Genomic DNA, 23,145 nt, shown 5'->3' with positions numbered 1-23,145 from the left:
GTCGCTGTTAATTACTAGACGTGAAGTGCAGGCATTCGCAAACAATCTTGAAAAGCATCTGCGTTGCATCTGCGGTTTCCCTATCAATCAAAGATTTATGCCATAACTCTCCTCTTGATATTAACTCATAAAAAAGGCAGAGAATTTAAATTCTCTACCTTTTTTATGTGAGGATTTTGAGTTGTTTGCGATTACGAGATAGGTTATTTCCAAACTTAACTCGCGATCGCACTTACTCAAACTTACTCAGCGCCTTGGGGCAGCAATTCCCGCTTTTGACCTTGCAGCACCTTAACAATTCCGTCCTCGCCCACATCCACAACAGCGGTGTCGCCGTCTTTGATACGGCCAGAAAGGATTTCCTCAGCCAAGCTGTCTTCCAGCAAGCGCATGATGGCGCGGCGCAGGGGTCGGGCTCCGTAGCTGGGGTTGTAGCCTTCTTCTACCAGCCGTTCTTTGAATTTTTCGGTCACTTCCAGGGTGATTCCCTGTTCTGTCAAACGACCGAACACTTCTTTGAGCATGATGACCGCGATTTCCTTGACTTCTTCCTTGTTCAACTGGCGGAAGACGATAATTTCGTCGAGTCGGTTGAGGAATTCGGGGCGGAAGTAGTTTTTGAGTTCTTCGTTAACCAAAGAACGAATGCGGTTGTAATTAGCATCGGCTTGGTTGTCGCTGAACTCGAAGCCGAGGCCGCCGCCGCCTTTTTCAATCACCTTAGAACCGATGTTTGAGGTCATGATCAGCAGCGTGTTTTTGAAGTCCACGGTGCGACCTTTGGCATCTGTTAAGCGGCCGTCTTCCAATATTTGCAAAAGCATATTGAAGACATCGGGGTGGGCTTTTTCGATTTCGTCGAACAGCACGACGGTGTAAGGACGGCGGCGGACTGCTTCTGTGAGTTGGCCGCCTTCGTTGTAGCCGACGTAGCCTGGAGGAGAACCGATGAGTTTGGAGACGGTGTGCCGTTCCATGTATTCGGACATATCCAACCGAATCATCGCGTCTTCGGAACCGAAGAAGTAGCCGGCTAGGGCTTTGGTGAGTTCGGTTTTGCCGACGCCGGTGGGCCCGGAGAAGATGAAACTGGCGATCGGGCGATTGGGATTTTTCAAGCCAACTCGAGCGCGACGGATGGCGCGGGAAACGGCTTTCACTGCTTCTTCCTGTCCGATCAAGCGCTGGTGCAAGGTATCTTCCATGTGCAGCAGCTTTTCCGATTCGGATTCGGTCAGTTTGTTTACCGGGACGCCCGTCCAGCTTGCCACGATTTGAGCGATATCTTCTTCGGTGACTACTGGCGATGGGTCGGTTTCGCCGGTGCGGGCCGAGTCGGTTTTTTTGGCTTGGGAAATAGCGCGAATTTCGGCTTTGATGGTCATTTCTCGATCGCGCAATTCGCCGGCTTTGTCAAAGTCTTGAGAACGCACCGCTTCGTCTTTATCTTTGAGGACTTGGCGGAGTTCTTTGTCAAGTTCTTTGGCTGCGGGGGGCAGTTGGGAGTTGATCAAGCGAACTCTAGAACCAGCTTCGTCTACCAAGTCAATTGCTTTGTCTGGGAGGAAGCGATCTGAGATGTATCGGTGAGAGAGTTTGGCTGCCGCTTCGAGGGCTGTATCCAAGATTTTCAGCTTGTGGTGCTGTTCGTAGCGTTCTCGCAGACCGAAGAGAATCTCGATCGTCTCGTCAACGGTGGGTTCGCCGACCATGACGGGCTGGAAGCGCCGCTCTAGGGCTGCATCGCGCTCGATGTGCTTGCGGTACTCGTCGAGGGTCGTAGCACCGATACACTGGAGCTCGCCTCTAGCCAAAGCCGGCTTGAGAATGTTGGCTGCGTCGATCGCCCCTTCAGCCGCACCTGCACCGATCAAAGTGTGCACTTCGTCAATCACCAAAATCACGTTACCCGCCGTGCGGATTTCGTCCATGATTTTTTTGAGGCGTTCTTCAAATTCGCCCCGGTATTTAGTACCGGCGACGAGCAAGCCGATGTCGAGGGTAACGACGCGCTTTTCTTCGAGGATGTCTGGGATGTCGTTGTTAGCGATGCGTTGGGCCAGACCTTCGGCGATCGCGGTTTTACCAACTCCGGGTTCGCCGATGAGCACCGGGTTATTTTTGGTGCGGCGACCGAGGATTTGAATTACCCGTTCGATTTCTTTTTGGCGTCCGACTACTGGGTCTAGTTTGCCATCGACCGCCATTTGAGTGAGGTTGGCTCCAAATTCGTCGAGAGTTGGAGTTTTGGTGCGAGCGCCGCCGCCAGTGGCTGCGACTTCTGCGGTTTCTCCCAGCATCCGAATCACTTGGGTGCGGACTTTCGACAAGTCTACTCCCAGATTTTCTAAGACTCTGGCCGCTACTCCTTCACCTTCGCGGATCAGGCCCAGCAGCAGGTGTTCAGTGCCGATGTAGTTGTGTCCGAGTTGGCGAGCTTCTTCTAGGGATAGTTCTAGAACCCGCTTGGCGCGGGGGGTGAACGGAATTTCGACTGCTACGAAGCCGGAACCGCGCCCGATGATTTTTTCCACTTCAATGCGCGCGTCTTTTAGGTTGACGCCCATTGATTTGAGGACTTTTGCTGCAACCCCGGTTCCTTCACCGATCAGACCCAGGAGGATCTGTTCTGTCCCTACGAAGTTGTGACCCAGGCGGCGAGCTTCTTCCTGGGCCAACATGATTACTTTTATTGCTTTTTCTGTGAAGCGTTCAAACATGATTTATTCCCATCACCTGCTGCTATGTGCCCGTTTCGAGGTCACGCTCGCACAACGAGCGTTTGTGTTCGAGTGTTAACTCGTACTGCTTATTCTAGCGCGACACTCCCAACCTATCTGCCGCACTCGGCTGCGGTTGCAGATTCCAGGCTCATGTTGCAGGGTGGCTTTCAACTGGGAAGACCCAAATGGTGGCTGACCTACAACCTCCCCTAGACTGCAAGAAGATTGCTCTTCTCGGCCCGTGCCCAACCTACGACTGCGTATTGATGGATTCTAGCATAATCTTTTTGGCTGTCATGCAGGCGCAAAATGGATATTTCTCCAAGTGACAGGCCAGGTTTTGTACAAAACTTATTAGTTAGATTCACGATCGATCCCCTAAACTCACCCTTAAGCTGTTGTCCATCTCAAGAATCTGTTGGTTTGGGAGGGCGAGAGCGAGCTGGGCTTTCTTTATCTAAAATTTTGCCCCCGATTCGTTGAAGATTTGGGTATTGTTCCTGTTGTCAGTTGTGCGATCGCTACTGAGCAATTAGTAAGTGTTGCTACACTCCGAAGGGTTTGGCTCAGACTATACTCTGCACGGTTCAAACGAGCGCGAAGCAAAGCGGTAAGTATGATGGTGCAGGCAGAGGTTTCTTCCCATGCTGAAGTTGATTGCCTATGAAGATTTTGAACTAAATTTATATCGAGTAACCCATTATTTGTCAATGCAACTTAAAGACTCAATAAATTACATTTAAAACTCAAAAAAATCGATCGCCAAATGCCAGTTTTTCTGATGCAGCCGCTCGCAAATTTGCACTTTCTCAACCGCTAAATATTGCAGAAATTCGGGTTTCTCTATGCCGCTGCGCCACATTACCAGAGCATCTTCTCCGGTGTCTTCGTAGTAGCGTTTCCGCCGTCCTGCCTCTTTAAAACCAAATTTTTTGTACAGTGACACTGCGGCTAAATTAGATTCCCGCACTTCTAAGGTTGCCCGTTCTAATTGTCTATAGTGAGCCTTTTTTAGTAAATCCCAAAGCAGAGCTTGTCCTAAACCCTGACCTTGAAAGCGAGGATGAATTGCCAAAATTGTAATGTGAGCTTCTTCTAAAATTGCCCACAGGCAACCCAAACCGATCAGGGTTGGGGTAAGTTTTGAGTTGGGAGTTGCTGGCGAGCATCTCTCAATACTGAGCGATTTTGAGTTGAGAATGCTGTTCGGCTCGATCGACTTCAGTTCGCTGTCGAATCTTTCTGATTCGCCGACCTCGGTTTCCGATGCCCACAAACCCAGTAAATCGCTGTTAGGACTGCCTAACTCGCGCCCATAGCCTTCTAAAGTCCACAGTCCGCCAAAACAGAGGCGATCGAGTTCGACTGCACTGTTGAGGTGTTCGGCGGCGAGATGTTTAATTTGTAGAAAACGCACGGCTGTAAATTGTACACTGGAAAACACAGTAGCGATTAGCTGTTTGTTGCTAGTTTTGAGTCATGACTCACAAGTCTCCAGACATTAGTCTACTGCCAACGACCAATGACTGCTGATTAATGACTGCCGACTGCTGACTGCTGATTAATGACTGCTGACTAATAACCTAGGATAGTTATTGCGCGATGGTATCAACTCAATCTTTCGGGGTCGAATCGGGACTTAAGTATCTGTCTGAGTCGAAGCCGGCCCTGCAAAATCGATCGCCCAATCAAGAACTGTTACCGCTGACAGCCAGTGTTAACAGCAGCGATCGGTTGGAAATCGGAGGCTGCGAGGTGACAGCTTTGGTGGAGCAATTTGGCTCGCCGTTGTATATTTTAGACGAAGAAACGCTGCGGGCGGCTTGCACCCAGTACCGGGATGCTTTCGAGCGTTACTATCCGGGCGAATCCCAAGTGCTTTATGCTTCTAAAGCTTGGAGTTGTTTGGCAATTTGCGCGATCGCAGCTTCCGAAGGCTTAGGCATAGATGTCGTATCCGCCGGAGAAATCCACACTGCACTGCAAGCCGGCGTCAACCCCGACAAAATCTACTTCCACGGTAACAACAAGTCTCGCGAGGAACTACAGCTAGCTGTCGAAAACGGCTGCATTACCGTAGCCGACAATTGGCGGGATTTAGAGACTTTAGCAGAGTTGGGAAAATTGGGTGTCAGCAGCCTCACAGGTGGACCGACACGAGTTATGGTGCGGTTTACTCCTGGAATTGAGTGTCACACCCACGAGTACATTCAGACGGGTCAAATCGACAGTAAATTTGGCTTCGATCCCAACTCGCTCGATCGAGTATTTACTTTCATCAGCCAACAGCCGTCGTTATTTTGCGTGGGAGTGCACGCTCACATCGGCTCTCAGATTTTTGAACTGCAACCCCATGACGATTTAGCCGAAGTCATAGTTCAGGCATTGACAAAAGCACAGAGTTATGGTTTGCCAGCAACAGAAATTAATATTGGCGGTGGGTTGGGCATTCGCTATACTGAAGCGGACGATCCTCCTAGCATTGAAGATTGGGCTCGTACGATTTGCAAGGCAGTGGTAGCAGCTTGCGAGCGGCAGCAATTGCCCTTGCCTAAATTGCTTTGCGAACCTGGTCGATCGCTCGTGGGTACAGCTTGCGTTACAGCTTACACCGTTGGCTCTAAAAAAGTCATTCCGGAAATGCGGACGTATATAGCTGTCGATGGCGGAATGTCGGACAATCCGCGTCCTATTACCTATCAATCAGTTTATCGAATCCTCGCAGCCGGCAAAATGTCTGCTCCCTTAACGGAAACAGTGACAATTGCTGGGAAACACTGCGAATCAGGCGATGTTCTGATTAAAGATGCCAAATTGCCAGAGTGTGGGGCCGGAGATATCCTAGCCGTTCCGGCTACAGGGGCATACAATTACAGCATGGCTTCTAACTACAACCGAGTGCCCCGACCGGCAGCGGTTTTAGTTAGAAATGGGGAAGTTAACACGATTATACAGCGGGAAACTTACCAGGATTTGCTGAGGCTTGACCGCCTTCCTGAACGACTCGGAGCTCAAAAGTTAAAAGTTAAAAGTTAAAAGTTAAAAGAAAGACAATCCATGTTTACTTAGTGATGATTGCCTTTTCACTTTTAACTTTTGCCTTGTTCAGTCACGCGATTAGATTGACACTCCCCGGTCTAAAAACACGGGGATTTTCAGCATATTCCTTATAACAACTGTTCATGGTTCATGGGTTCGAGTGCATCACGGTTCGCGGTTCACAGGCGGTAGCGTTCGATGAACCATGAACAATCAACAATCTGGCTTTGACTTGACCCTCGTTCAGTCCTTATTGATTCAAGGGATCGATATTGGACTGGTTTTTGCCCTTGCGTATTTGGTGCTCGTCATTGTTGGCGAGCGCAGAACGCTGTGGATGGTACGGGGATTTATTATTTTGATGCTGGCGGCGGCGGTGAGCAACTGGGCTGGATTGAGGCTGTTGCACGTTGCCCTCAACAGCTTGGTGACGGGTTCTGCTGTGGCAATGGCGGTAATATTGCAGTCGGAGTTTCGCCGATTTCTGGAACAATTGGGTCGGGGGGAATTTCGGCAATTGTTTGGACGCGATCGCCGACAAAAACCCGAACCGGACAGCGTAATAGATGAAATTGTGGACGCAGTAAAAGAACTTTCGCAAAACCGCACGGGCGCTTTACTAATTATAGAAACAGATTCTCCGATCGACGATCGAGATTTTTCGGTGCCGGGACTAAAGCTAAATGCTGAAGTTTCTAAAGAATTGTTGCAGACAATCTTTCAGCCGCAAACTTTGCTGCATGACGGAGCTGTTTTGATTCGAGGTTCGCGGATCGTGTCGGCGGGGGTAATTTTGCCTTTGTCCGATCGCACTGCGTCGCGGCAGTTGGGAACCCGCCATCGGGCGGCAATGGGGATTACGGAACGGGTGCAAGCTTGCGTGTGCGTGGTGGTGTCCGAGGAAACGGGTTCTATTTCTTTAGCCCAGATGGGAAGTTTAAATCGACCTTTGACTAGCAACAAACTTAAGGAATTGCTGGAAGCAAAGCTGTTTCCGTCCGAGGGAGAAAGAGCTGTGCCTCCAATTCCGATCGGCAATCTCGGACGCCAGATAGGATTGAAGGGAGTGACGCTGTTAAAACGGATACTGCGCCGTTAGTCGGGTAATCGGGAGAAACCATGAGTCAAGGAATTTGCTTGGAAAAGTTGCCGGAGGATCTGCAACAAGAACTACTGCCTAAGCACATAGCAGTGATTATGGACGGGAACGGGCGCTGGGCTCAGAAGAAGGGGTTGCCGCGGATTGCGGGACACCGCCGAGGAGCTAGCACTTTGAAGGAACTGCTGCGCTGCTGCAAAGATTGGGGGATTCCAGCTTTAACGGCCTATGCTTTTTCGACGGAGAATTGGGGGCGGCCGGCCGGGGAAGTGGATTTTTTAATGAGTTTGTTTGAGGGAAAGTTGCGGCAAGAATTGCGCGAGATGGTGGACGAGGACGTGCAAATTCAATTTATGGGGAATTTGCAGGCTTTGCCGAAGTCTTTGCAAGCCCAAATCGAGCGTTCTGTGACGGCCACTCAGCACAATCAGGGGATTTTGTTTACGGTGGCGACGAATTACGGAGGGCGTCAGGAGATTGTACAAGCTTGTCGGGCGATCGCCACTCAGGTGAAAGAGGGCAAGTTGCAGCCGGAGGAGATTGATGAGGTTTTATTTAAACGCTATTTGTATACTGCTGATGTTTGTGACCCGGATTTGCTGATCCGGACGAGCGGGGAAATGCGGTTGAGCAATTTTCTACTATGGCAAATGGCTTATTCGGAAATTTACATTACTGAGACGCTGTGGCCGGATTTTGATCGATCGGAGTTTCACCGCGCTTTGTCTGATTATCAGAAGCGCAGTCGCCGATTTGGCAAAGTCTAACGATTTTGGATTTTGGATTTTAGATTTTAGATTTTTTGGTTGATTTTTCAGTTTCCAAGTAGGTGTCGATTGTGACCGAGTATCTCCATGAAAGTAAAAAACGTTTTTACGCCACGTGCGATCGTCCTGCACAGCACAATACAGCGAGCGGGACGATCGCAATCTCATGTAAATGCTTGCACGGTTGATGCTTCTTACCTGGATTCCCCATCTAAAATCTCATACCAATTTCACTCATCTCCGGCTCAACATAACGATTTTAGATTTTAGATTGGAGGACAAATCTAAAATCTAAAATCTAAAATCTAAAATCTAATTAGGGGCCGGAGAAAACGGCCGCTTCAATGTCCTGACGTGAGAGGGAGTATTTGAATGCTCGCTGAATGTCTTGGCCGTCGGCTCCAGCATCGATGTAGCGGACGGTGAGTTGGTCGATATCGAGGGAGAGTTCTGCTTTCCATGTAAGTTGCTCGATCTGCCAGCAGTGGAGTTCTCGCCGATCTTGCTGGCAGCCGCGGCTTTTTAGCCACTGCTCGATTTCCGGGAGTGGATGGTTGTACAAAGGAGTGTCAGCGGAAGGAAGAGTCATACGATTTTAGATTTTAGATTTTAGATTTTAGATTGGGGATTTCGGATTGAGGATTTCCGATTTTAGATTGGAGATTTGGGATTTGAGGCTTTAATTGCCACGAATTAAGCCGATCGCGATCGCCAGTAACAAACATCCGATTAAGCTAGCTCCCATGATAAACAGGGCGAACATTTCTCCGGGGGAAAGAGGTCGATCCGTGGGGTCTAGGTAAGCGGAGTTGGAAGTTTTTTTGCCCGATCCCGAAACCGGAGTATTGAAACTGGGCGGCGGCTGAATCACGTTCACGCGAGAATAGCCTATTTTGAGGTCGTAGGCGAGGCGACGTTCTGGGTTGCTGAGGGTGGCGTAGGCGTTGTTGAGCTGCTGAAATTTGGCGGTGGCGACTGCAGGTGGCAGCTCGGTGGTATCGGGATGGTAGAGTTTGCTCAGTTCCCGGTACGATCGCCGAATTTCGATCGGCGATGCGGAAGGATGCAGCCCTAACAAGCTGTAATGAGTGGAGCCCAAGGGGGTTTTTCCGGGTATTTTTTGACTTTTGTTTTTTGCAGTTGCCTCGTTTCCTGCCACCGAAGCCCCTCTCTGCCTATTGTTAATAATATTTGGTTATTTTAGCTGAAATCTGAAGGAAGAGGAATTAACCGCAGAGGACGCAGAGAACGCAGAGGGAGGAGGGAAGAATTCTAAATTCTCCCGTTCTTCGTCTGTTTCTGCTGTCACGCGGTTTTTTATTCTTTATTGGGGTTGACTTTTTCTGAGGATTGTGAGTTGGCTAGGGCTAGCACTGGGGCGTCGGTGGGTGCTGGTCGATCGATACTGTGTTCGCCCTCAATGGGAATTTGGCAAGAAATCAGTTCTGTGACGATGCGATCGCCCAGAACATCTTCCCAATCCTGCAACTGTTCTCTGGCTTTGATCGGTGTATTGAGAGCCACGTCTACGCCCATTTGCTGAAGGTTGAGGCTGTGGGCTGTCGATCGGCGGTTGACCCACTCTACCAGCCAAACGCTCAATCCGACTGCTGCCATCAAAGGCAAGACAATTCGATAATCGCGGGTTAATTCAAACATCAACAGGATGGCTGTCAGCGGTGCTCTGGCGCTGCCGGCGAGGACGGCGGCCATTCCCACCATTGCGTAGGCGGCAGGACCGGCGACTCGATCGCTCATTGCCGGCAGCATTTCCAAAAAGAGGCCGTAAGCCGAACCCAGGGAAGCTCCCAAAAACATCGCCGGAGCGAAGATGCCGCCCACTAAACCGCTGCCGAGGCTGATTGCGGTCATCGCCAGTTTGACAAACAGCAGCAGCAGCAGCAAAGGCAAGGAAAATTTAACATCTTGAAGCATTGCTTGGACTGTTTCGTAGCCGACACCCAAAATTTGAGGCAATTGCAGGGCGACTAAGCCGACTCCGGCCCCGCCGATGATCGGGTGAAGCGGTCGGGGCAGTCGTCCGAGCCAAGCAAATCCTCGGACTTTTCCTTGAAAACAGCGATCGGCCAATTGAATTGCTTCTGTGTAGGCTAGAGACACTCCGCTAGCTAAAAGTCCCAATCCCATGTACAGAGGCAATTCTAGGGGGCTGCGGACATCGTAGACTGGCAAAGAAAAGGCAGGCTGAGCTCCCAAGCAGATTTGAGCGATGAGCGCGGAAACTACGGCGGAGAGCAAGACTACGCTGACTGACGAAGTAGCGAAGGTGCTGCCGAGCACGACTTCTAAAGCAAAGAAGACTCCGGCGATGGGAGAGTTGAACCCGGCAGATAAACCTGCTGCTGCTCCAGCGCCGAGGAGCAAGCGCTGCCGTTCTGGGGATAGCTGTAAAACTTGAGCCAGCAGCATTCCGAAGTTGGCGCCGATTTCGACGCTGGGGGCTTCCGGACCAAGGGAGGCGCCGGTGCCGAGGGAAACTGAGGCTGCCACCATTTTGGTGATGGGTTTGAGGGGGGAGAGTTCTTGCAGGCCGCGGGTGGCGGCAATTAAGGAAGACATATTCGGGCCAAAGTCGCGAAATCGCCACCGCATCAGCCCGATGATGACTCCGCCGAGGGTGGGAATGCAGGCTAGCGTCCAAGAGCCTTTCGACGCGATCGCCCCCATGAAGTCTTCCAGCATCAAGCTGTGGATGAAGTGGATTAGGTAGTGAAAGGTGACGACGCCTGCACCCGTAACTCCCCCGATGACTAGGGAGAGGATGAGCAGGAGGGTTTCTGGGCTCGGGTGCAGGCGGTTGAATAGCGGACTTAGTCGGGAGGCTTGGGGAGTTGCTGCGGTTGGCCCGGGTGGCGGCAGATCCACAGGAGGGATGGCTCTCATTTAGCGGTTAATTCTTCGGTGAGAAGTTATATAATATTACAATTTATTTCTTATTTTCATTTTGAGTGATTTTAGGGGAATTGACAACTTAATTAAGGCGTAATTTAGGGTAAATTTTTGGGGCTGGCTGCTGGGGTGGAATGACTGATTCTGAGGAGCGGCGGATTTGGCGTGATTGTATGCTCAGTTACATTCAAACTTAGATATACTCTGGCGATAATGCTAATTAACTATATTTACCGTGGGGGTGGTTAGGCCGATCGGATCAGTGAACTCGCAGTATCATATAACTCAGTAAAAAACAACTTTCAAATTAAAGAATTGGCGATTGGAGATTTTACCTTACAACCACAAATCTAGAACCACAAATCTCAAATCTCCAATTTTAAATCCGTTACTCGCGCATACTATCACATCGGTTGTTGACTGGGCGGGATTCTTGGTCGGGGTTTGGCGATCGACATTAGCGGATCGCCGATGGTGGCGACTTTCCAGGGAGGGGATTCTAGCTGGCGTGCTGCGATTAAAAAGGGTGCTCCTCGCTTCAGGCGATCGACCATTAATTTAGGTGGGATAAATGCCGATAAAAAAGGTTCGTTCACGCTGCCAATATATGCGTAAGCACCATTTTCTAGCCACCTCCCGGCCACGGTGTTTTTGTCATCTGGCGCTGCTGCTGACCAACTGTGGATCATGTGGATTGCTGCGGGAAATTGAAGTTTTGGTAGGTCTTCAACTGAAGCGTCGCCGTTGCCGACTTGGAATGATTTTGGATAGCCTTTGGAATTCATTAATATTAAGTCAAATGTCCACGGTTTTGAGGCTAAAATCCGCCACTTTTCCAAGCTAGATTCGGGTTTCTGCACTACTTCGACATTTAAACCTATGCTTTTTAGTCCGCTAGCTGCTTCTTCCATTTCATATTTTGCCCAATTTCCTTCCTTGGGGTAACTGTCATAAAGCATGGCTGTTTGGCTGTCTAGAAATATGGCACACATGGCTTGATAGATCGATCGTACCTCGGAACCGTAAATCCAGCCTGCAGCCGCCCAGCGTTCGCCGTTGGGGTGTCGTCCCAAACCGTCGGTAACGGCTAGTTGTTCGTCTGGTTTTTCAGGAGATTGATATTTGACTGCTAGTTGGCGTACAATAGTGATTGTGTCGATCGGGTCTGCGAGTTGAGAGTAAAAATATCCGGTTGATTCGACGGCTTTTGTCACTGCTAGTTGCAGAGTTTTCCACTGTGTGTTATTGAGGGTATCGTTGGGTTTTCCGAAGTTGCCTTCTAGAAAGACTAAAGGTTGACCGTGAGCGGCTGCTAAGGCAACTGCTGCAGAACGTGCCGGGTCGTTTTCTGATGTGATTACTACTCCTGGGGGTTCCCAGCCGAGTTTAGTCCATTTGGCCTTTAAGGTTTGAGTATCGGTGGCATTCCAGGCTGCTGCTGCTGCGTTCAGCATTAATTGCTGGAGTTTTTGATTTTTTGGCAGTTGCTGTTTGATGCTTGGCAAACGGACTATTTCTTCGGGTTGAAAGCGCTGCAAAAAGAGGGGCGCATATTTTTTGTCTTCGATGAGAATAGGCCAGTTTCCTTTGAGATTCCATTTTTGGATTGCTGCTAAGAATGTGGCTTCGTCTGGTACTAAAACAACGCGGTTGACTGTTGGTATGTTGTCGCGGACAATGGCTGCTCGGAGGCCTGTTTGAATTGGCCAGGGTTCTTGTTTGGCTGAGGCGGGAAGCTGAAAGGGTTTTGTGAGAAAGCTGCACGCCGTTAATTGTTGTGATAAGCATAAAAATAGTGTTAATGCTAGCAGTTTAAGTTGTAGGTTTTTGTTATAATTCATTTTTTTAACCGCAGATTGAAGCAGATTAACGCAGATGCAGAGGGGATCTGTTAATAGATTCCGGGAATTAGTTTTTTGACTCGCTGGCTGTATTCTGAATAGTCTGGATATTTTGCGGTTAACCAGGCTTCTTCGCGGCTGGCTTTGATGTCGAAAAATATTATTAATATTGCGCTGGCTATTAAATGGGATATGCTCATTTGAAAAAGTGTCCACCCGAGAGCGGCTAAAATTAAACCACTGTATAATGGATGCCGCACTATTCCGTAAATGCCTGTTTGGACTAATTCTCCGTTTTCTCGGGGATACGGTAAAGGTGTGAGATTTTTTCCTAAGTCTATCAATGCTTTGATGATTAAAATTAAGGCGCTTAAGCCGAGAAGAGTTGCTACAATCCAGGTAAGAGCAAGTAATTGAGTTGATTGAATTTTTAATCCTGGCAGTTGATAAACTGGTAAGATTACAAATCCTGTGAGCAATCCTCCTTGAAGCAGGACTAAATATTCGCCGCGGCTGTTATTGCGCCAGCCCTCGCGCGTGAAGCCCCAGTCAGTTAATATTTTCATAGTAAGAGGAAGAAGGAAGAGGGAAGAAGGAAGAGGGAAGAGGGAAGAGGGAAGGAGGGAGAAGGAAGAGGGAAGAGGGGAGAAGAAAGTGAACTTTAGGTTGGGTACAGTGAAGTAAAACCCAACCTACGGCGAACAGCGAACAGTCAACAGTCAACAGTCAACACTTAACAAATTTATTCTCGCCAAGGACGTGTCATTAATTCTAATTGATTGACTTCATCTTGGCTCAAATTCCAGCCTAATGCGCCTGCATTTTCTTGGGCTTGTTTGGCGGTTTTGGCGCCGGGAATGGGGATGACTCCGTTTTGGCATATCAACCAGTTTAGGGCAACTTGGGCGGGCGTGCGATCGCGCTTTCTGCCCATTTTTCGCAGGGTAGACATGACTAATTCAATTTTTTCGAGGCCACTTTTGCTGAAGCGGGAGTCCATTTTGCGGGCTCCTGTAGGTGGTTCTTGGGCTGTGTATTTGTCGGTAAGCAATCCTTGGGCTAAGGGGCTGTAAGCTAAAATTGTGACGCCCAATTCGCGGGCTGCACTCACAATTCCTTGTTTTTCTACTTGCCGCGACAGCAAGGAGTAACGGACTTGATTTGTTGCTAGGGGAACGCCTCTTGCTGCTAGTATTTTGTGGGCTTGGCGCATCTGTTCTACTGAATAGTTGCTGACTCCTACTGCTTGAATTCTGCCTTGTTTTACTTCATCGGCTAAGGCGTTCATCAGGGTTTCTTGACTGAGTAAAAAAGTGAAAGGCCAGTGCACTTGGTAGAGGGTTATTTGTTCTACTTGCAAGCGTTTTAAGCTGGCACTCAAGGCTTCGGAAACTGATTTTCCTGTAATCCGCCAAGGTACGGGGCCGAATTTGGTGGCTATTTGAACGGGCTGGGTGGTTTTTTTGAGAAACTGCCCCAGCAATTCTTCTGACAAGCCGTTACCGTAGACTTCGGCTGTGTCGAAGAAGTTGACTCCGCTTTCTAAGGATGTTTTGAATGCTGCTTCGACTTCGGCGGCGCCGTAGTTGCTGCCGTAGTTCCAAAATAGTTTGTCGCCCCAAGCCCAAGTTCCGACGCACAGGGGAATGACGGCTGGGCCATTTTGTCCTAGGGTAATGGTTGTCACAGTTGGTAAATCCACAGTTATTGATTCTCTTTATTTTTATATGAATTTATACGAATAATCGCGATCGAGCTTCTAGCCGGGGGAGGAAAGGCGGCGGGTTGCGATATCTCAGTTACTATAAATTCAAATGCTGTGTTTATTTGAATAGTTATGTCGATCGACCGTGTACCAGATTCAAGATTAACAGATTCCGCGACTCCTGCTATCAAGAGAGTTACCCTGCTGACTATGTTCCGGTTGGGTTTGTTTCAGATGGGATTGGGCATGATGTCGATTTTGACCCTGGGGGTGCTCAATCGCGTCATGATTAAGGAGTTGGCGATTCCGGCTACTGTGGTGGCGGGTACGCTGGCTATGCACCAGTTTGTCGCCCCGGCTAGGGTGTGGTTTGGGCAAATGTCTGATGCTAGGCCTTTGTTTGGCCATCACCGCACGGGTTATGTGTGGATGGGCGGGGTTTTGTTTGTGATTTCTGCTTTTTTGGCGGTGCAGGTGATGTGGCGCTTGGGTAGCAGTTTGGAGGCTGTGGGGTGGACTACTCCTACTTACGGTTGGGTGGGTTTGTTGGGTTTGATTTTTGCGCTTTATGGTATTGCTATTTGTTCGAGTTCGACTCCTTTTGCTGCTTTGTTGGTGGATGTTTCCGATGAGGAGGATCGATCGAAGTTGGTGGGTGTGGTGTGGTCGATGCTGATGGTTGGTATTATTATCGGGGCGATTATTAGCAGCGGTTTGCTGAAGCAAATTGATGGGGATGTGTCGCGGGAAGTATTGCAGGCTTCGATTAACGGTTTGTTTGTGAAGGTACCGGCGCTTGTTTTGCTTTTGGTGGGGATTGCGACTTTTGGGGTTGAGAAAAAGTATTCGCGGTACGGGGTGCGATCGTCCGCAGTGAATCGAGAAGATAAAATTACTCTGAGAAGTGCGCTGCGGATTTTGACTGCTAGCCGCCAAACCGGTTTGTTTTTTACTTTCCTGCTGATTATGACAATTTGCTTGTTTATGCAGGATGCGGTTTTGGAACCTTACGGCGGGGAAATTTTTAAGATGTCGATTTCGCAAACTACGCAGTTGAATGCTATTTATGGTACTGGTACTCTGATCGGTTTGAGCGCAACTGGTTTTTTAATTGTGCCGCGCATTGGCAAGCAAAATACGATTAGGTTGGGCTGTTTGTCGGTGGCTGCTTGTTTTGGCTTGATTATTTTATCGGGATTCACAGGTAATTCAATTGTGTTTAAGTCGGCTTTAATGTTGTTTGGTTTTGCTTCGGGAATTACGACGACGGGTGCGCTGAGTTTGATGTTGGATTTGACTGCTGCGGAAACTGCGGGGACTTTTATTGGTGCTTGGGGTTTGTCGCAGGCGATGGCGCGTGGTGTGGCGACGATTAGTGGCGGTGCTATTTTGGATTTGGGCAGAAGTTTGTTTGGGGTGCCGATGTTAGCTTACGGGTTGGTTTTTGCAGTGCCGGCGGTGGGTATGATTCTGGCTGTTTGGCTGTTGGGTAGGGTGGATGTTGGGGAGTTTCAGGATAATGCTAAAAGTGCGATCGCCACTATTCTTGAAAATGAATTAGACTAAGGTTTGTAGTGAGAGCTTTAGTCCTCATTCTCTTGTTAATCAAGGGCTTTTGTCCTTAATACAAAAAAACTGCAAATGAAAGATTTTTGGGATTCTATTTTAAGTTTTTCTCAGACTACTGTCAAGACAGTCGGCCAGCAGTTTTTGAAAGATTTTGGTTCTGCACAAGCAGATGAGAAGGATGATGGGAGTTTGGTTACGCAGTCTGATAATTGGGCGGATGCGGAGATTAGAAGTGCGATCGCATCTACTTTTCCCAGTCACGGAATTTTGAGCGAGGAAGGAGAACACGTTTTCCCAGATACGGAATGGTGTTGGGTTGTCGATCCTCTGGATGCTACGACTAATTTTGCTCGGGGAGTTCCGATTTGGGGGATTTCTTTGGGTTTATTGTATCGCGGAACTCCGGTTTTTGGCTGCGTGCATTTGCCGCCGGTGAATCAATCTTTTCACGGTTTTTATGCAGGGGATTTGGCGGGCGACAATGTATTGGCAAATATGCCTCAAGGTGCATTTTTGAACAATCGGCCGATTTGTCCCACTGCTGATAAAATGAGCGGAAATCATATTTTTAATTTGTGTTCCCGGAGTGTGGGAATCGGGCCTCATCTTCCGAGTAAAATTCGGATGTTGGGTATGGCTAGTTACAATTTTTTGACTGTGGCTTCGGGTGTGGCTATGGGTGGGGTGGAAGCGACTCCGAAAATTTGGGATATTGCGGGGAGTTGGGTAATTGTGAAGGCTGCTGGTGCGGTTTGGCTACCGCTGGAATCCCAGGCTATTTTTCCGCTGGAAGTGGGGAAGAATTACGGGAGGATTTGTTATCCAACTTTAGTGATGAATCGGCAGGAGTTGGTGTCGGTATTTTTGCCGTTTGTGGAGGCTTGGAAGAAGAGAAAAATGGGGTAATTTAGGTGCAGCGAAGCTATCCCGTAGGAAATCGAACAATTATTAAATAAAACGGCAGGGCAGGCGTGACGGAGGAGTCTCCCACGCCTGCCGTGCTGTTTGGAAGAAATATACCGACCGATGACCGATGGTTCAAGTATGCCTACTCTTGTCTATTTCTGCCAATCTGCGATCGGGTGGTTTTGTTTTACGTCGATCGGGTGATGTGGTGCTGGTAGAATTTGTGGTAAGTTTTCCACGATTTATTATCTCTCGTAAATAAAATTCTACCCGTTTTTAAGTAGAGGCACAAGGGTAAATAGATTTACTGAGGTGTGCGAAAAAGTAGATGAGTGGTATATTGGCTAGGTCGAAGAGTTAGCCTGTGGGAAGATACAAAAATAAACTTTGGAAGAAACTCGGAAAAGTCTGCGGTTTGCGATCGCACTTGATACAGCCAGCAAGATAACAGATACTAGGATTAGGGACACAACATTGCTGTGTCCCTACTGCAAAATGAATTTATTGCTTCAGGCGATTAATTTCGACAGCACATTAGACAACTTAGCACCGAGATTCTCAACAGCGTCCTGCTGTTTGGGATCTTTCATCGTACCGTCAGGATTAAATACTTCAAAAGCTTGGGGAATTGCTTTCTGATCCGGCAGCACCAATACGTTAATATTCCCCAGGATCGATCGCAAATGAACCAATCCCCGCAAACCGCCGATTCCGCCTGGGGAAGCACTCATAATGACCGCTACTTTGCCAGTAAATGCCACCAACCCCGGTTCACCCGGTGCTGGCCGCGATACCCAATCGATCGCATTTTTCAACACAGGCGTAATTGAACTGTTATACTCAGGGGAAGCTATCAAAAACCCGTCATGCGCTACCATCAATTCCTTCAAGTGGCGGGCATTTTCTGGCATTCCCTCTTTTGCTTCCAAATCTTCGTCAAATAGCGGCATCGGCAAATCGCGCAAATCTACATAAGTAACTTCTGCACCCGCCGCCGTAGCACCAGCCGCCGCAACTTTTACCAGCAGTTTGTTATAGGATGCTTCGCGGGTACTTCCGGCAAATGCGAGAATTTTTGGTCTGTTTGTCATTGATTTTTTCCTGATTATTGCTTGCGCGTATAATTGTACTATTTGGAGTGATTCCAAACAAAGTCAGCAATGGGTCTATCTGCCGATAAAGCAGGATTGTCACTGGAATTGAGTAAAACCGATCGCATTTTTACATTCCCGACTCCCAAACGCCTCTCGACGCGACTGGGAATGCCGTAACCGTAAATAATGTGTCCTTTACCCGCCAACACGACAACTTGATAGTCGGGGTTTGCTTTGACAAATTCAGCGATTTTTTCCGCCATAGTTTCGTCCCACAAAACTTGGGCTTGCAAGAATCTTTCAAAACCCGTACTATTTCCCTGTGCTGCCTTTTGGTGTTGCTGGAAAACTTCTAGCAGCAGTTGCCGGTATTCGGCGTTGTCGGTGCGAATTTCGGATATTGGCGGAATGTGCTTTTTTTCCTCTGCCGTGAGGCTTTCTAAACCTTGACTGGCAACTTTTCTCGTTACTTCGGATGGTGTATTTAAGGCGAGGACGGGTAGTTGATTTTCTTTAGCAAACCGCAAAATGGGGGCGTAAGATTCCCAGGGAAAGCGCCATCTGCGATCGTACTCTGTTTGCTCGACTAATTGCTCTTCAGTCAGTTTACCTGCTAAGTAGTTGTCGATCGCGCTTTGAAAGGGACGCTGAAACATTTCCATCGCGATCGCAATTTTCCGATTTTGCCGCTGCATTTCTCGGACAATCTTTAGTTGAGCTTGGTGGTCTTCCGCGCTATCGTGGGTTTCTCCCAGATACACGACTTTTGCCTTTACCAACTGTTGTAGAATCTCTTGGTTCGTGTAAGTCTGCCCAGGTTGAGGGTTCGCCGTCATTTGCGCTGTCACTACACTGCTGCACAGCAGGAAGATGCCGATCGATAAGGCGCACAGTTTGATGAGTTTGGTTGTTTTCATACAAATATTATGCCGTTTCTCGCAGCAGCAAGCACAGCCGAACTCTACTATTTTAGCTGAGCAGCTAGAAAGCTCAATGCTTAATTTAAGTTCATAATTATCCGTGGTTACTTCTAAAAATGTAAAGTTTAGTTGCAGGTACTTGCGCTTCTAGAAGAAGGTGCTAAATTAATAATATGAAGCGAACAAAAAGCTTCTCTGACAGATACAACCTCTAGATACCACAGCGAAGTTCACAATAGAATCTAAGGAGTAAAAACGCTGTTTAATCTCACATCTGTCTCATCAAAAACCAATAGCAGCACTCACCAACAAAGCTGATACTTCCTCAACTAATTAGAGGGGAGCAATGCAACTGAATCCGAGGATTATTGCAACTCCACATCGAAGTTGAAAAAGAGGAAATCACTCGGTACATATGGCTGGGTGCTGTTGTTGTTAAAAGAGATTTTCGGCTTGTGATGTTTTTTTCAGTAGAGGCAGAGCTTTTAGATAGGCGTTACCGGGCAGAGCCGGGTAACGAGCCTAAAATGAGAAAAACTAGAAAATTACTGGAAAATTGTCTCGTCTTCCTTTCGCCACGCGGGATCGACAATACAAATAAATATTAGCGGCTCTGTGCCACAGTTGTAAATAAACTGCTTGGCGTTTGGGGGAATGTAAACTGCATCTCCGGCTTCCACGAATTGATTTTCGTCGTCGATGTGCATTTCCCCAACGCCGCTGAGGATGTAGTAAACTTCAGAAGTCGTCAGGGAGTGCAGCGCAGAAGTTTGTCCCGGTGGCAAAACGGCGTGGGCTAAACTGTAACGCAAATCCACAGCTTGTTTGTCTGGATGCAATAATTCTCGCAGTTGAGTACCGTCGCCAGCAATAAACTCATCGCAGGCATTTAGCTTTTGAATTAGCATTCTTTCCCCTCTCCTGAAAATCTCTTTACCACAACTTAAGTTTAATTGAAAGAGCCAGAGATGTTAAGAAATATGTAAAGCAGCGGCCGGATTTTTTAACCGTAAATTCCCGAATGCCCTCGATAATCAGGACAGTCGATCGCATCTTCAGATAAAGCTATAGTAGGCTGAACGGGACACTTGAGGTGGTAGTCGCCGGTGAAAAATACGCAGTTAGCACAAGGGATTTGGTGCATCCGCTGAGCTCGACGCAGGGAGTCGGTGACAGTACGCCCGACACTCAAAAAAAGCAAAAAAACTAAACCCCAGGCGGACACAAAACACAGCGGGACTAAAATAGGCTGTATTGCCTTCAGCAGAAAGTAAAGCATAGGAAGAAAATTTAGCGGTATAAGCCACACATACATTACAGTAGTGGAATTGCCGATCGATCGACCAAAAAGTTTAGAATCCTTTACAGCTCGATCGAGAAACCGGGCAATTATGGCATGATAAGGAACAGTCCTTAAATAAAATTAGAGGAAATCCGTTATGACTCTGCGATTAGGCGATACAGTTCCCAACTTTACCCAAGCTTCGTCTGAAGGCGAAATCAATTTCTACGACTGGGCTGGGGATAGCTGGGTCGTGTTGTTTTCTCACCCGAAAGACTATACTCCAGTTTGCACCACAGAACTCGGTGCAGTGGCCCGTCTAAAGTCTGAATTTGAAAAGCGGGGCGTCAAAACCATTGCCCTCAGCGTCGATGATGTGGATTCTCACATGGGCTGGATTAAAGATATTGAGGAAACTCAAAATGTCACCCTCAATTATCCGATTTTAGCAGATGGCGATCGTAAAGTCTCCGACATTTACGACATGATCCATCCCAACTCGCTGAACAACTTAACAATCCGCACAGTTTTTGTAATTGACCCGCAAAAGAAATTGCGTTTGAGCATTACTTATCCGGCGAGCACTGGTCGGAATTTTAATGAAATTTTGCGAGTAATTGATTCCTTGCAACTTACGGACAACTACAGCGTTGCGACTCCAGTTGATTGGAAAGACGGCGACGATTGCGTAATCGTACCTTCGATTACCGACCCGAAAGAGTTGGAAGAGAAATTTCCTAAAGGTTATACGCCGATTAAGCCTTATTTGCGGATGACTCCTCAGCCGAATAAATAGGTTTAACATTCCTGGACGCAGAACCTAATTATGTAAGGTGTGCAGTGCACACCTTACCTCTATAATTCGCGCGTCAAACCACCTTGTAGTTAGGACTTGAGTCCTTAACCTGGTTTTTGAGGAGTCAAGTCCTCACTACAAAAAAAATTGTGCAATCTTGTGTAAACACTTTAGATTTGAGGAAAGGCAAAATGCTGTCATCAACAATTGTGTTGCGAATACCGCCCAAATTGCAAATGACAGACGAGGAGTTTTTCGAGTTCTGTCAAATCAATAGTGAATTACGCATTGAACGCAACAAATCGGGAGAATTGCTAATTATGCCCCCTACTGGTGGAACAACAGGAAATCGCAGCGGTAGCGTCTTTGGAGAGTTGTATATTTGGGCCGGGCAAGATGGAACCGGTATGTGTTTTGACTCCAGTACGGGATTTAAGCTTTCAATGGGTGACAAGTCTCCAGATACCTCGTGGATTAAACTGGAACGGTGGAATGCTTTGTCACCAGAACAGCAAGATAAATTCCCACCTATTTGCCCGGATTTTGTAGTAGAACTGAGGTCTGCTTCTGACAATCTCAAGCCATTGCAAGAAAAAATGCAAGAATATATGAGAGAACCTGGAGTGCAATTAGGCTGGTTAATTGACCGCAAAAATCGCAGAGTTTATATTTACCGTCCTGGTTGGCCAGAGGAATGTTTGGAGAATCCCGCGACAGTCAGCGGCGACCCCGTTTTGCCGGGATTTGTACTCAATATGAGCAGGATTTGGTAAGCTGAGTATAGGAGCCAAGATCGAGGAAATCAATTATGTTGACATCAACAATTGTGTTGCGAATACCGCCCAAGTTGCAAATGACAGATGACGAGTTTTTCGAGTTCTGTCAAATTAATAGTGAGTTACGCATTGAACGCAACAAATCGGGAGAATTGCTAATTATGCCTCCTACTGGTTCGGAGACGGGAAACCGAGAAGGTAATATATTTGGGCCGCTGTGGGTTTGGGCAGAACAAAATGGTACTGGTTTAGCGTTTACTTCGAGTACAGGATTTACTCTGTCAACAGGTGCACAAAAGTCGCCGGATGCTGCTTGGATAAAATTTGAAAGATGGAATGCTTTGTCACCAGAACAAAAGCAAAAGTTTGCCCCGATTTGCCCGGATTTTGTAGTAGAACTGAGGTCTGCTTCTGACAATCTCAAACCATTGCAAGAAAAAATGCAAGAATATATGAGAGAACCCGGAGTGCAGTTAGGGTGGTTAATTGACCGCAAAAATCGCAGAGTTTATATTTACCGTCCTGGTTGGCCAGAGGAATGTTTGGAGAATCCCGCGACAGTCAGCGGCGACCCCGTTTTGCCGGGATTTGTACTCAATATGAGCAGGATTTGGTAAAAGTGGTAGCAATAAATATCAACTTATTGTAAAAATTAATCATAGGATACACACAGGCAAAAAATATGGATATTAAAAATGGCTTTGTAGGCACAATCGGCAACACACCACTAATTCGCTTAAACAGCTTCAGCGATGAAACTGGCTGTGAAATTCTCGGCAAAGCAGAGTTTCTAAATCCAGGCGGTTCCGTTAAAGATAGGGCCGCTTTATACATCATCAAAGACGCAGAAGAAAAAGGCTTGCTGAAACCGGGCGGCACTGTTGTTGAAGGCACCGCCGGCAATACAGGCATCGGTTTGGCCCACATTTGCAACGCTAAAGGTTACAAATGTTTGATTGTGATTCCCGATAACCAATCTCAAGAAAAAATCGATGCTTTGAAAACCTTGGGCGCTGAAGTTCGGACTGTTCCCGCTGTTCCTTACAAAGACCCGAATAATTATGTCAAATTGTCGGGAAGATTGGCTTCAGAAATGGAGAATGCAGTCTGGGCAAATCAGTTTGACAATTTAGCCAATCGCCGAGCTCATTACGAGACAACGGGCCCGGAAATTTGGGAACAAACCAACGGGAAAATTGATGCTTGGGTAACAGCTACTGGTACTGGCGGCACTTTTGCTGGCGTAGGAATGTTTTTGAAAGAAAAAAATCCTGCTGTTAGAATTGTCTTGGCAGACCCGATGGGCAGCGGGCTTTACAGTTATTTCAAAACTGGGGAAATTAAGACTGAAGGTAGTTCGATTACTGAGGGAATTGGCACCACTCGCGTCACTGCAAATATGGAGAATGCCCCGGTAGACGACGCCATTCAAATTGATGATACTGAAGCTGTCCGGGTGATTTACCAACTGCTGAGGAAAGAAGGGCTGTTTATGGGCGGTTCTGTGGGGATTAATGTAGGGGCGGCTGTGGCTTTAGCGAAGCAAATGGGGCCTGGACATACGATTGTTACGGTACTCTGCGACGGTGGGGCTCGGTATCAGTCGCGTTTGTTCGATCGACAATGGTTGGCTTCCAAAGGTTTGTCACCAGATTAACCGTAGGGTGCGCTGCGGCGCACCTTAAAATCTGGCTCTATATAAAATCTGGGCGTATATG

At 47.8% G+C, this 23,145-nt stretch carries 21 protein-coding genes; 9 read left to right on the top strand and 12 right to left on the bottom strand.

The genetic code is table 11. The features are described from left to right. Positions 1–242: 242 nt before the first annotated feature. Positions 243–2,720, bottom strand: coding sequence for an ATP-dependent Clp protease ATP-binding subunit (locus tag QUA25_RS16770; protein WP_006632591.1), 2,478 nt, complete (start codon positions 2,718–2,720; stop codon positions 243–245). A gap of 742 nt (positions 2,721–3,462) precedes the next feature. Beyond that, positions 3,463–4,140 carry a ribosomal protein S18-alanine N-acetyltransferase gene (rimI, locus tag QUA25_RS16765; RefSeq protein WP_333039723.1) on the bottom strand — a complete coding sequence of 226 codons (678 nt, stop codon included), beginning with the start codon at positions 4,138–4,140 and terminating at the stop codon, positions 3,463–3,465. A gap of 185 nt (positions 4,141–4,325) precedes the next feature. Between rimI and lysA the strand changes: the two genes are divergently transcribed. The 3 genes from lysA (at position 4,326) to QUA25_RS16750 (ending at position 7,628) form a co-directional block, all read left to right on the top strand. Beyond that, positions 4,326–5,759, top strand: coding sequence for a diaminopimelate decarboxylase (lysA, locus tag QUA25_RS16760; protein WP_333039721.1), 1,434 nt, complete (start codon positions 4,326–4,328; stop codon positions 5,757–5,759). A 208-nt stretch (positions 5,760–5,967) separates the two neighbouring features. After that, positions 5,968–6,861 carry a diadenylate cyclase CdaA gene (cdaA, locus tag QUA25_RS16755; protein ID WP_333039719.1) on the top strand — a complete coding sequence of 298 codons (894 nt, stop codon included), beginning with the start codon at positions 5,968–5,970 and terminating at the stop codon, positions 6,859–6,861. A gap of 20 nt (positions 6,862–6,881) precedes the next feature. Further along, positions 6,882–7,628: an isoprenyl transferase gene (locus QUA25_RS16750; RefSeq protein ID WP_333039718.1), complete on the top strand. Its 747-nt coding sequence runs from the start codon at positions 6,882–6,884 to the stop codon at positions 7,626–7,628. Positions 7,629–7,944: 316 nt separating this feature from the next. Here the strand turns inward: QUA25_RS16750 and QUA25_RS16745 are convergent, their stop codons facing one another. The 6 genes from QUA25_RS16745 to QUA25_RS16720 form a co-directional block, all read right to left on the bottom strand. Further along, a complete protein-coding gene (locus QUA25_RS16745) occupies positions 7,945–8,217 on the bottom strand; it encodes a DUF3143 domain-containing protein (protein WP_333039717.1) in 273 nt (90 codons plus the stop codon). Positions 8,218–8,307: 90 nt separating this feature from the next. Continuing rightward, positions 8,308–8,787, bottom strand: a complete 480-nt coding sequence (locus QUA25_RS16740) for a J domain-containing protein (protein WP_333039716.1) — start codon at positions 8,785–8,787, stop codon at positions 8,308–8,310. Between the two features lie 158 nt (positions 8,788–8,945). Beyond that, on the bottom strand, positions 8,946–10,532 hold the full coding sequence (locus tag QUA25_RS16735) for a chloride channel protein (RefSeq protein WP_333039714.1): 1,587 nt from the start codon (positions 10,530–10,532) through the stop codon (positions 8,946–8,948). A 410-nt stretch (positions 10,533–10,942) separates the two neighbouring features. Continuing rightward, positions 10,943–12,379: a hypothetical protein gene (locus QUA25_RS16730; RefSeq protein WP_333039712.1), complete on the bottom strand. Its 1,437-nt coding sequence runs from the start codon at positions 12,377–12,379 to the stop codon at positions 10,943–10,945. 50 nt (positions 12,380–12,429) lie between these two features. Continuing rightward, positions 12,430–12,945, bottom strand: coding sequence for an isoprenylcysteine carboxylmethyltransferase family protein (locus QUA25_RS16725; RefSeq protein ID WP_333039711.1), 516 nt, complete (start codon positions 12,943–12,945; stop codon positions 12,430–12,432). A 176-nt stretch (positions 12,946–13,121) separates the two neighbouring features. Further along, entirely contained in the window at positions 13,122–14,066 is a 945-nt protein-coding gene (locus QUA25_RS16720; RefSeq protein ID WP_333039773.1) for an aldo/keto reductase, read from the bottom strand. A 150-nt stretch (positions 14,067–14,216) separates the two neighbouring features. Between QUA25_RS16720 and QUA25_RS16715 the strand changes: the two genes are divergently transcribed. Continuing rightward, positions 14,217–15,650 (top strand): BCD family MFS transporter, encoded by a 1,434-nt coding sequence (locus QUA25_RS16715; protein ID WP_333039710.1) that lies wholly within the window; start codon positions 14,217–14,219, stop codon positions 15,648–15,650. A gap of 75 nt (positions 15,651–15,725) precedes the next feature. Then, complete coding sequence (locus QUA25_RS16710; RefSeq protein ID WP_333039709.1) at positions 15,726–16,559, top strand: inositol monophosphatase family protein; 834 nt, start codon at positions 15,726–15,728, stop codon at positions 16,557–16,559. 509 nt (positions 16,560–17,068) lie between these two features. Here the strand turns inward: QUA25_RS16710 and QUA25_RS16705 are convergent. From QUA25_RS16705 to QUA25_RS16690, 4 genes are all read right to left on the bottom strand, one after another. Beyond that, positions 17,069–17,650: an NAD(P)H-dependent oxidoreductase gene (locus tag QUA25_RS16705; protein ID WP_333039708.1), complete on the bottom strand. Its 582-nt coding sequence runs from the start codon at positions 17,648–17,650 to the stop codon at positions 17,069–17,071. A gap of 38 nt (positions 17,651–17,688) precedes the next feature. Further along, complete coding sequence (locus QUA25_RS16700; RefSeq protein ID WP_333039706.1) at positions 17,689–18,570, bottom strand: ChaN family lipoprotein; 882 nt, start codon at positions 18,568–18,570, stop codon at positions 17,689–17,691. A 548-nt stretch (positions 18,571–19,118) separates the two neighbouring features. Next, on the bottom strand, positions 19,119–19,481 hold the full coding sequence (locus tag QUA25_RS16695; RefSeq protein ID WP_333039703.1) for a cupin domain-containing protein: 363 nt from the start codon (positions 19,479–19,481) through the stop codon (positions 19,119–19,121). Positions 19,482–19,576: 95 nt separating this feature from the next. Then, positions 19,577–19,852 (bottom strand): hypothetical protein, encoded by a 276-nt coding sequence (locus QUA25_RS16690; protein ID WP_333039701.1) that lies wholly within the window; start codon positions 19,850–19,852, stop codon positions 19,577–19,579. A 160-nt stretch (positions 19,853–20,012) separates the two neighbouring features. Between QUA25_RS16690 and QUA25_RS16685 the strand changes: the two genes are divergently transcribed. The 4 genes from QUA25_RS16685 to QUA25_RS16670 all read left to right on the top strand — a co-directional run bounded on the left by QUA25_RS16685 (position 20,013) and on the right by QUA25_RS16670 (position 23,084). Then, a complete protein-coding gene (locus QUA25_RS16685) occupies positions 20,013–20,651 on the top strand; it encodes a peroxiredoxin (RefSeq protein ID WP_333039700.1) in 639 nt (212 codons plus the stop codon). Positions 20,652–20,842: 191 nt separating this feature from the next. Then, a complete protein-coding gene (locus QUA25_RS16680; RefSeq protein WP_333039697.1) occupies positions 20,843–21,424 on the top strand; it encodes a Uma2 family endonuclease in 582 nt (193 codons plus the stop codon). A 35-nt stretch (positions 21,425–21,459) separates the two neighbouring features. Next, the gene (locus QUA25_RS16675) at positions 21,460–22,044 is read left to right on the top strand and encodes a Uma2 family endonuclease (protein WP_333039696.1); all 585 of its coding nucleotides are present in this window, start codon (positions 21,460–21,462) and stop codon (positions 22,042–22,044) included. 65 nt (positions 22,045–22,109) lie between these two features. Beyond that, on the top strand, positions 22,110–23,084 hold the full coding sequence (locus tag QUA25_RS16670) for a cysteine synthase A (protein WP_333039694.1): 975 nt from the start codon (positions 22,110–22,112) through the stop codon (positions 23,082–23,084). The last annotated feature ends 61 nt before the right edge of the window (positions 23,085–23,145 follow it).

The sequence above is a fragment of the Microcoleus sp. Pol17C6 genome (genome assembly GCF_036701145.1).
Taxonomy (GTDB): Bacteria; Cyanobacteriota; Cyanobacteriia; order Cyanobacteriales; family Microcoleaceae; genus Microcoleus.
This window is presented reverse-complemented; position numbering and strand designations above follow the sequence as displayed.

Coding starts and splice junctions, on each gene's coding strand:
- QUA25_RS16730 (WP_333039712.1), bottom strand. CDS start 12,379: ATGAATTATAACAAAAACCTACAACTTAAACTGCTAGCATTAACACTA.
- QUA25_RS16670 (WP_333039694.1), top strand. CDS start 22,110: ATGGATATTAAAAATGGCTTTGTAGGCACAATCGGCAACACACCACTA.
- QUA25_RS16745 (WP_333039717.1), bottom strand. CDS start 8,217: ATGACTCTTCCTTCCGCTGACACTCCTTTGTACAACCATCCACTCCCG.
- QUA25_RS16725 (WP_333039711.1), bottom strand. CDS start 12,945: ATGAAAATATTAACTGACTGGGGCTTCACGCGCGAGGGCTGGCGCAAT.
- QUA25_RS16695 (WP_333039703.1), bottom strand. CDS start 19,481: ATGCTAATTCAAAAGCTAAATGCCTGCGATGAGTTTATTGCTGGCGAC.
- lysA (WP_333039721.1), top strand. CDS start 4,326: ATGGTATCAACTCAATCTTTCGGGGTCGAATCGGGACTTAAGTATCTG.
- QUA25_RS16705 (WP_333039708.1), bottom strand. CDS start 17,650: ATGACAAACAGACCAAAAATTCTCGCATTTGCCGGAAGTACCCGCGAA.
- QUA25_RS16690 (WP_333039701.1), bottom strand. CDS start 19,852: ATGCTTTACTTTCTGCTGAAGGCAATACAGCCTATTTTAGTCCCGCTG.
- cdaA (WP_333039719.1), top strand. CDS start 5,968: ATGAACAATCAACAATCTGGCTTTGACTTGACCCTCGTTCAGTCCTTA.
- QUA25_RS16675 (WP_333039696.1), top strand. CDS start 21,460: ATGTTGACATCAACAATTGTGTTGCGAATACCGCCCAAGTTGCAAATG.
- QUA25_RS16770 (WP_006632591.1), bottom strand. CDS start 2,720: ATGTTTGAACGCTTCACAGAAAAAGCAATAAAAGTAATCATGTTGGCC.
- QUA25_RS16680 (WP_333039697.1), top strand. CDS start 20,843: ATGCTGTCATCAACAATTGTGTTGCGAATACCGCCCAAATTGCAAATG.
- QUA25_RS16710 (WP_333039709.1), top strand. CDS start 15,726: ATGAAAGATTTTTGGGATTCTATTTTAAGTTTTTCTCAGACTACTGTC.
- QUA25_RS16715 (WP_333039710.1), top strand. CDS start 14,217: ATGTCGATCGACCGTGTACCAGATTCAAGATTAACAGATTCCGCGACT.
- QUA25_RS16700 (WP_333039706.1), bottom strand. CDS start 18,570: ATGAAAACAACCAAACTCATCAAACTGTGCGCCTTATCGATCGGCATC.
- QUA25_RS16735 (WP_333039714.1), bottom strand. CDS start 10,532: ATGAGAGCCATCCCTCCTGTGGATCTGCCGCCACCCGGGCCAACCGCA.
- QUA25_RS16750 (WP_333039718.1), top strand. CDS start 6,882: ATGAGTCAAGGAATTTGCTTGGAAAAGTTGCCGGAGGATCTGCAACAA.
- QUA25_RS16685 (WP_333039700.1), top strand. CDS start 20,013: ATGACTCTGCGATTAGGCGATACAGTTCCCAACTTTACCCAAGCTTCG.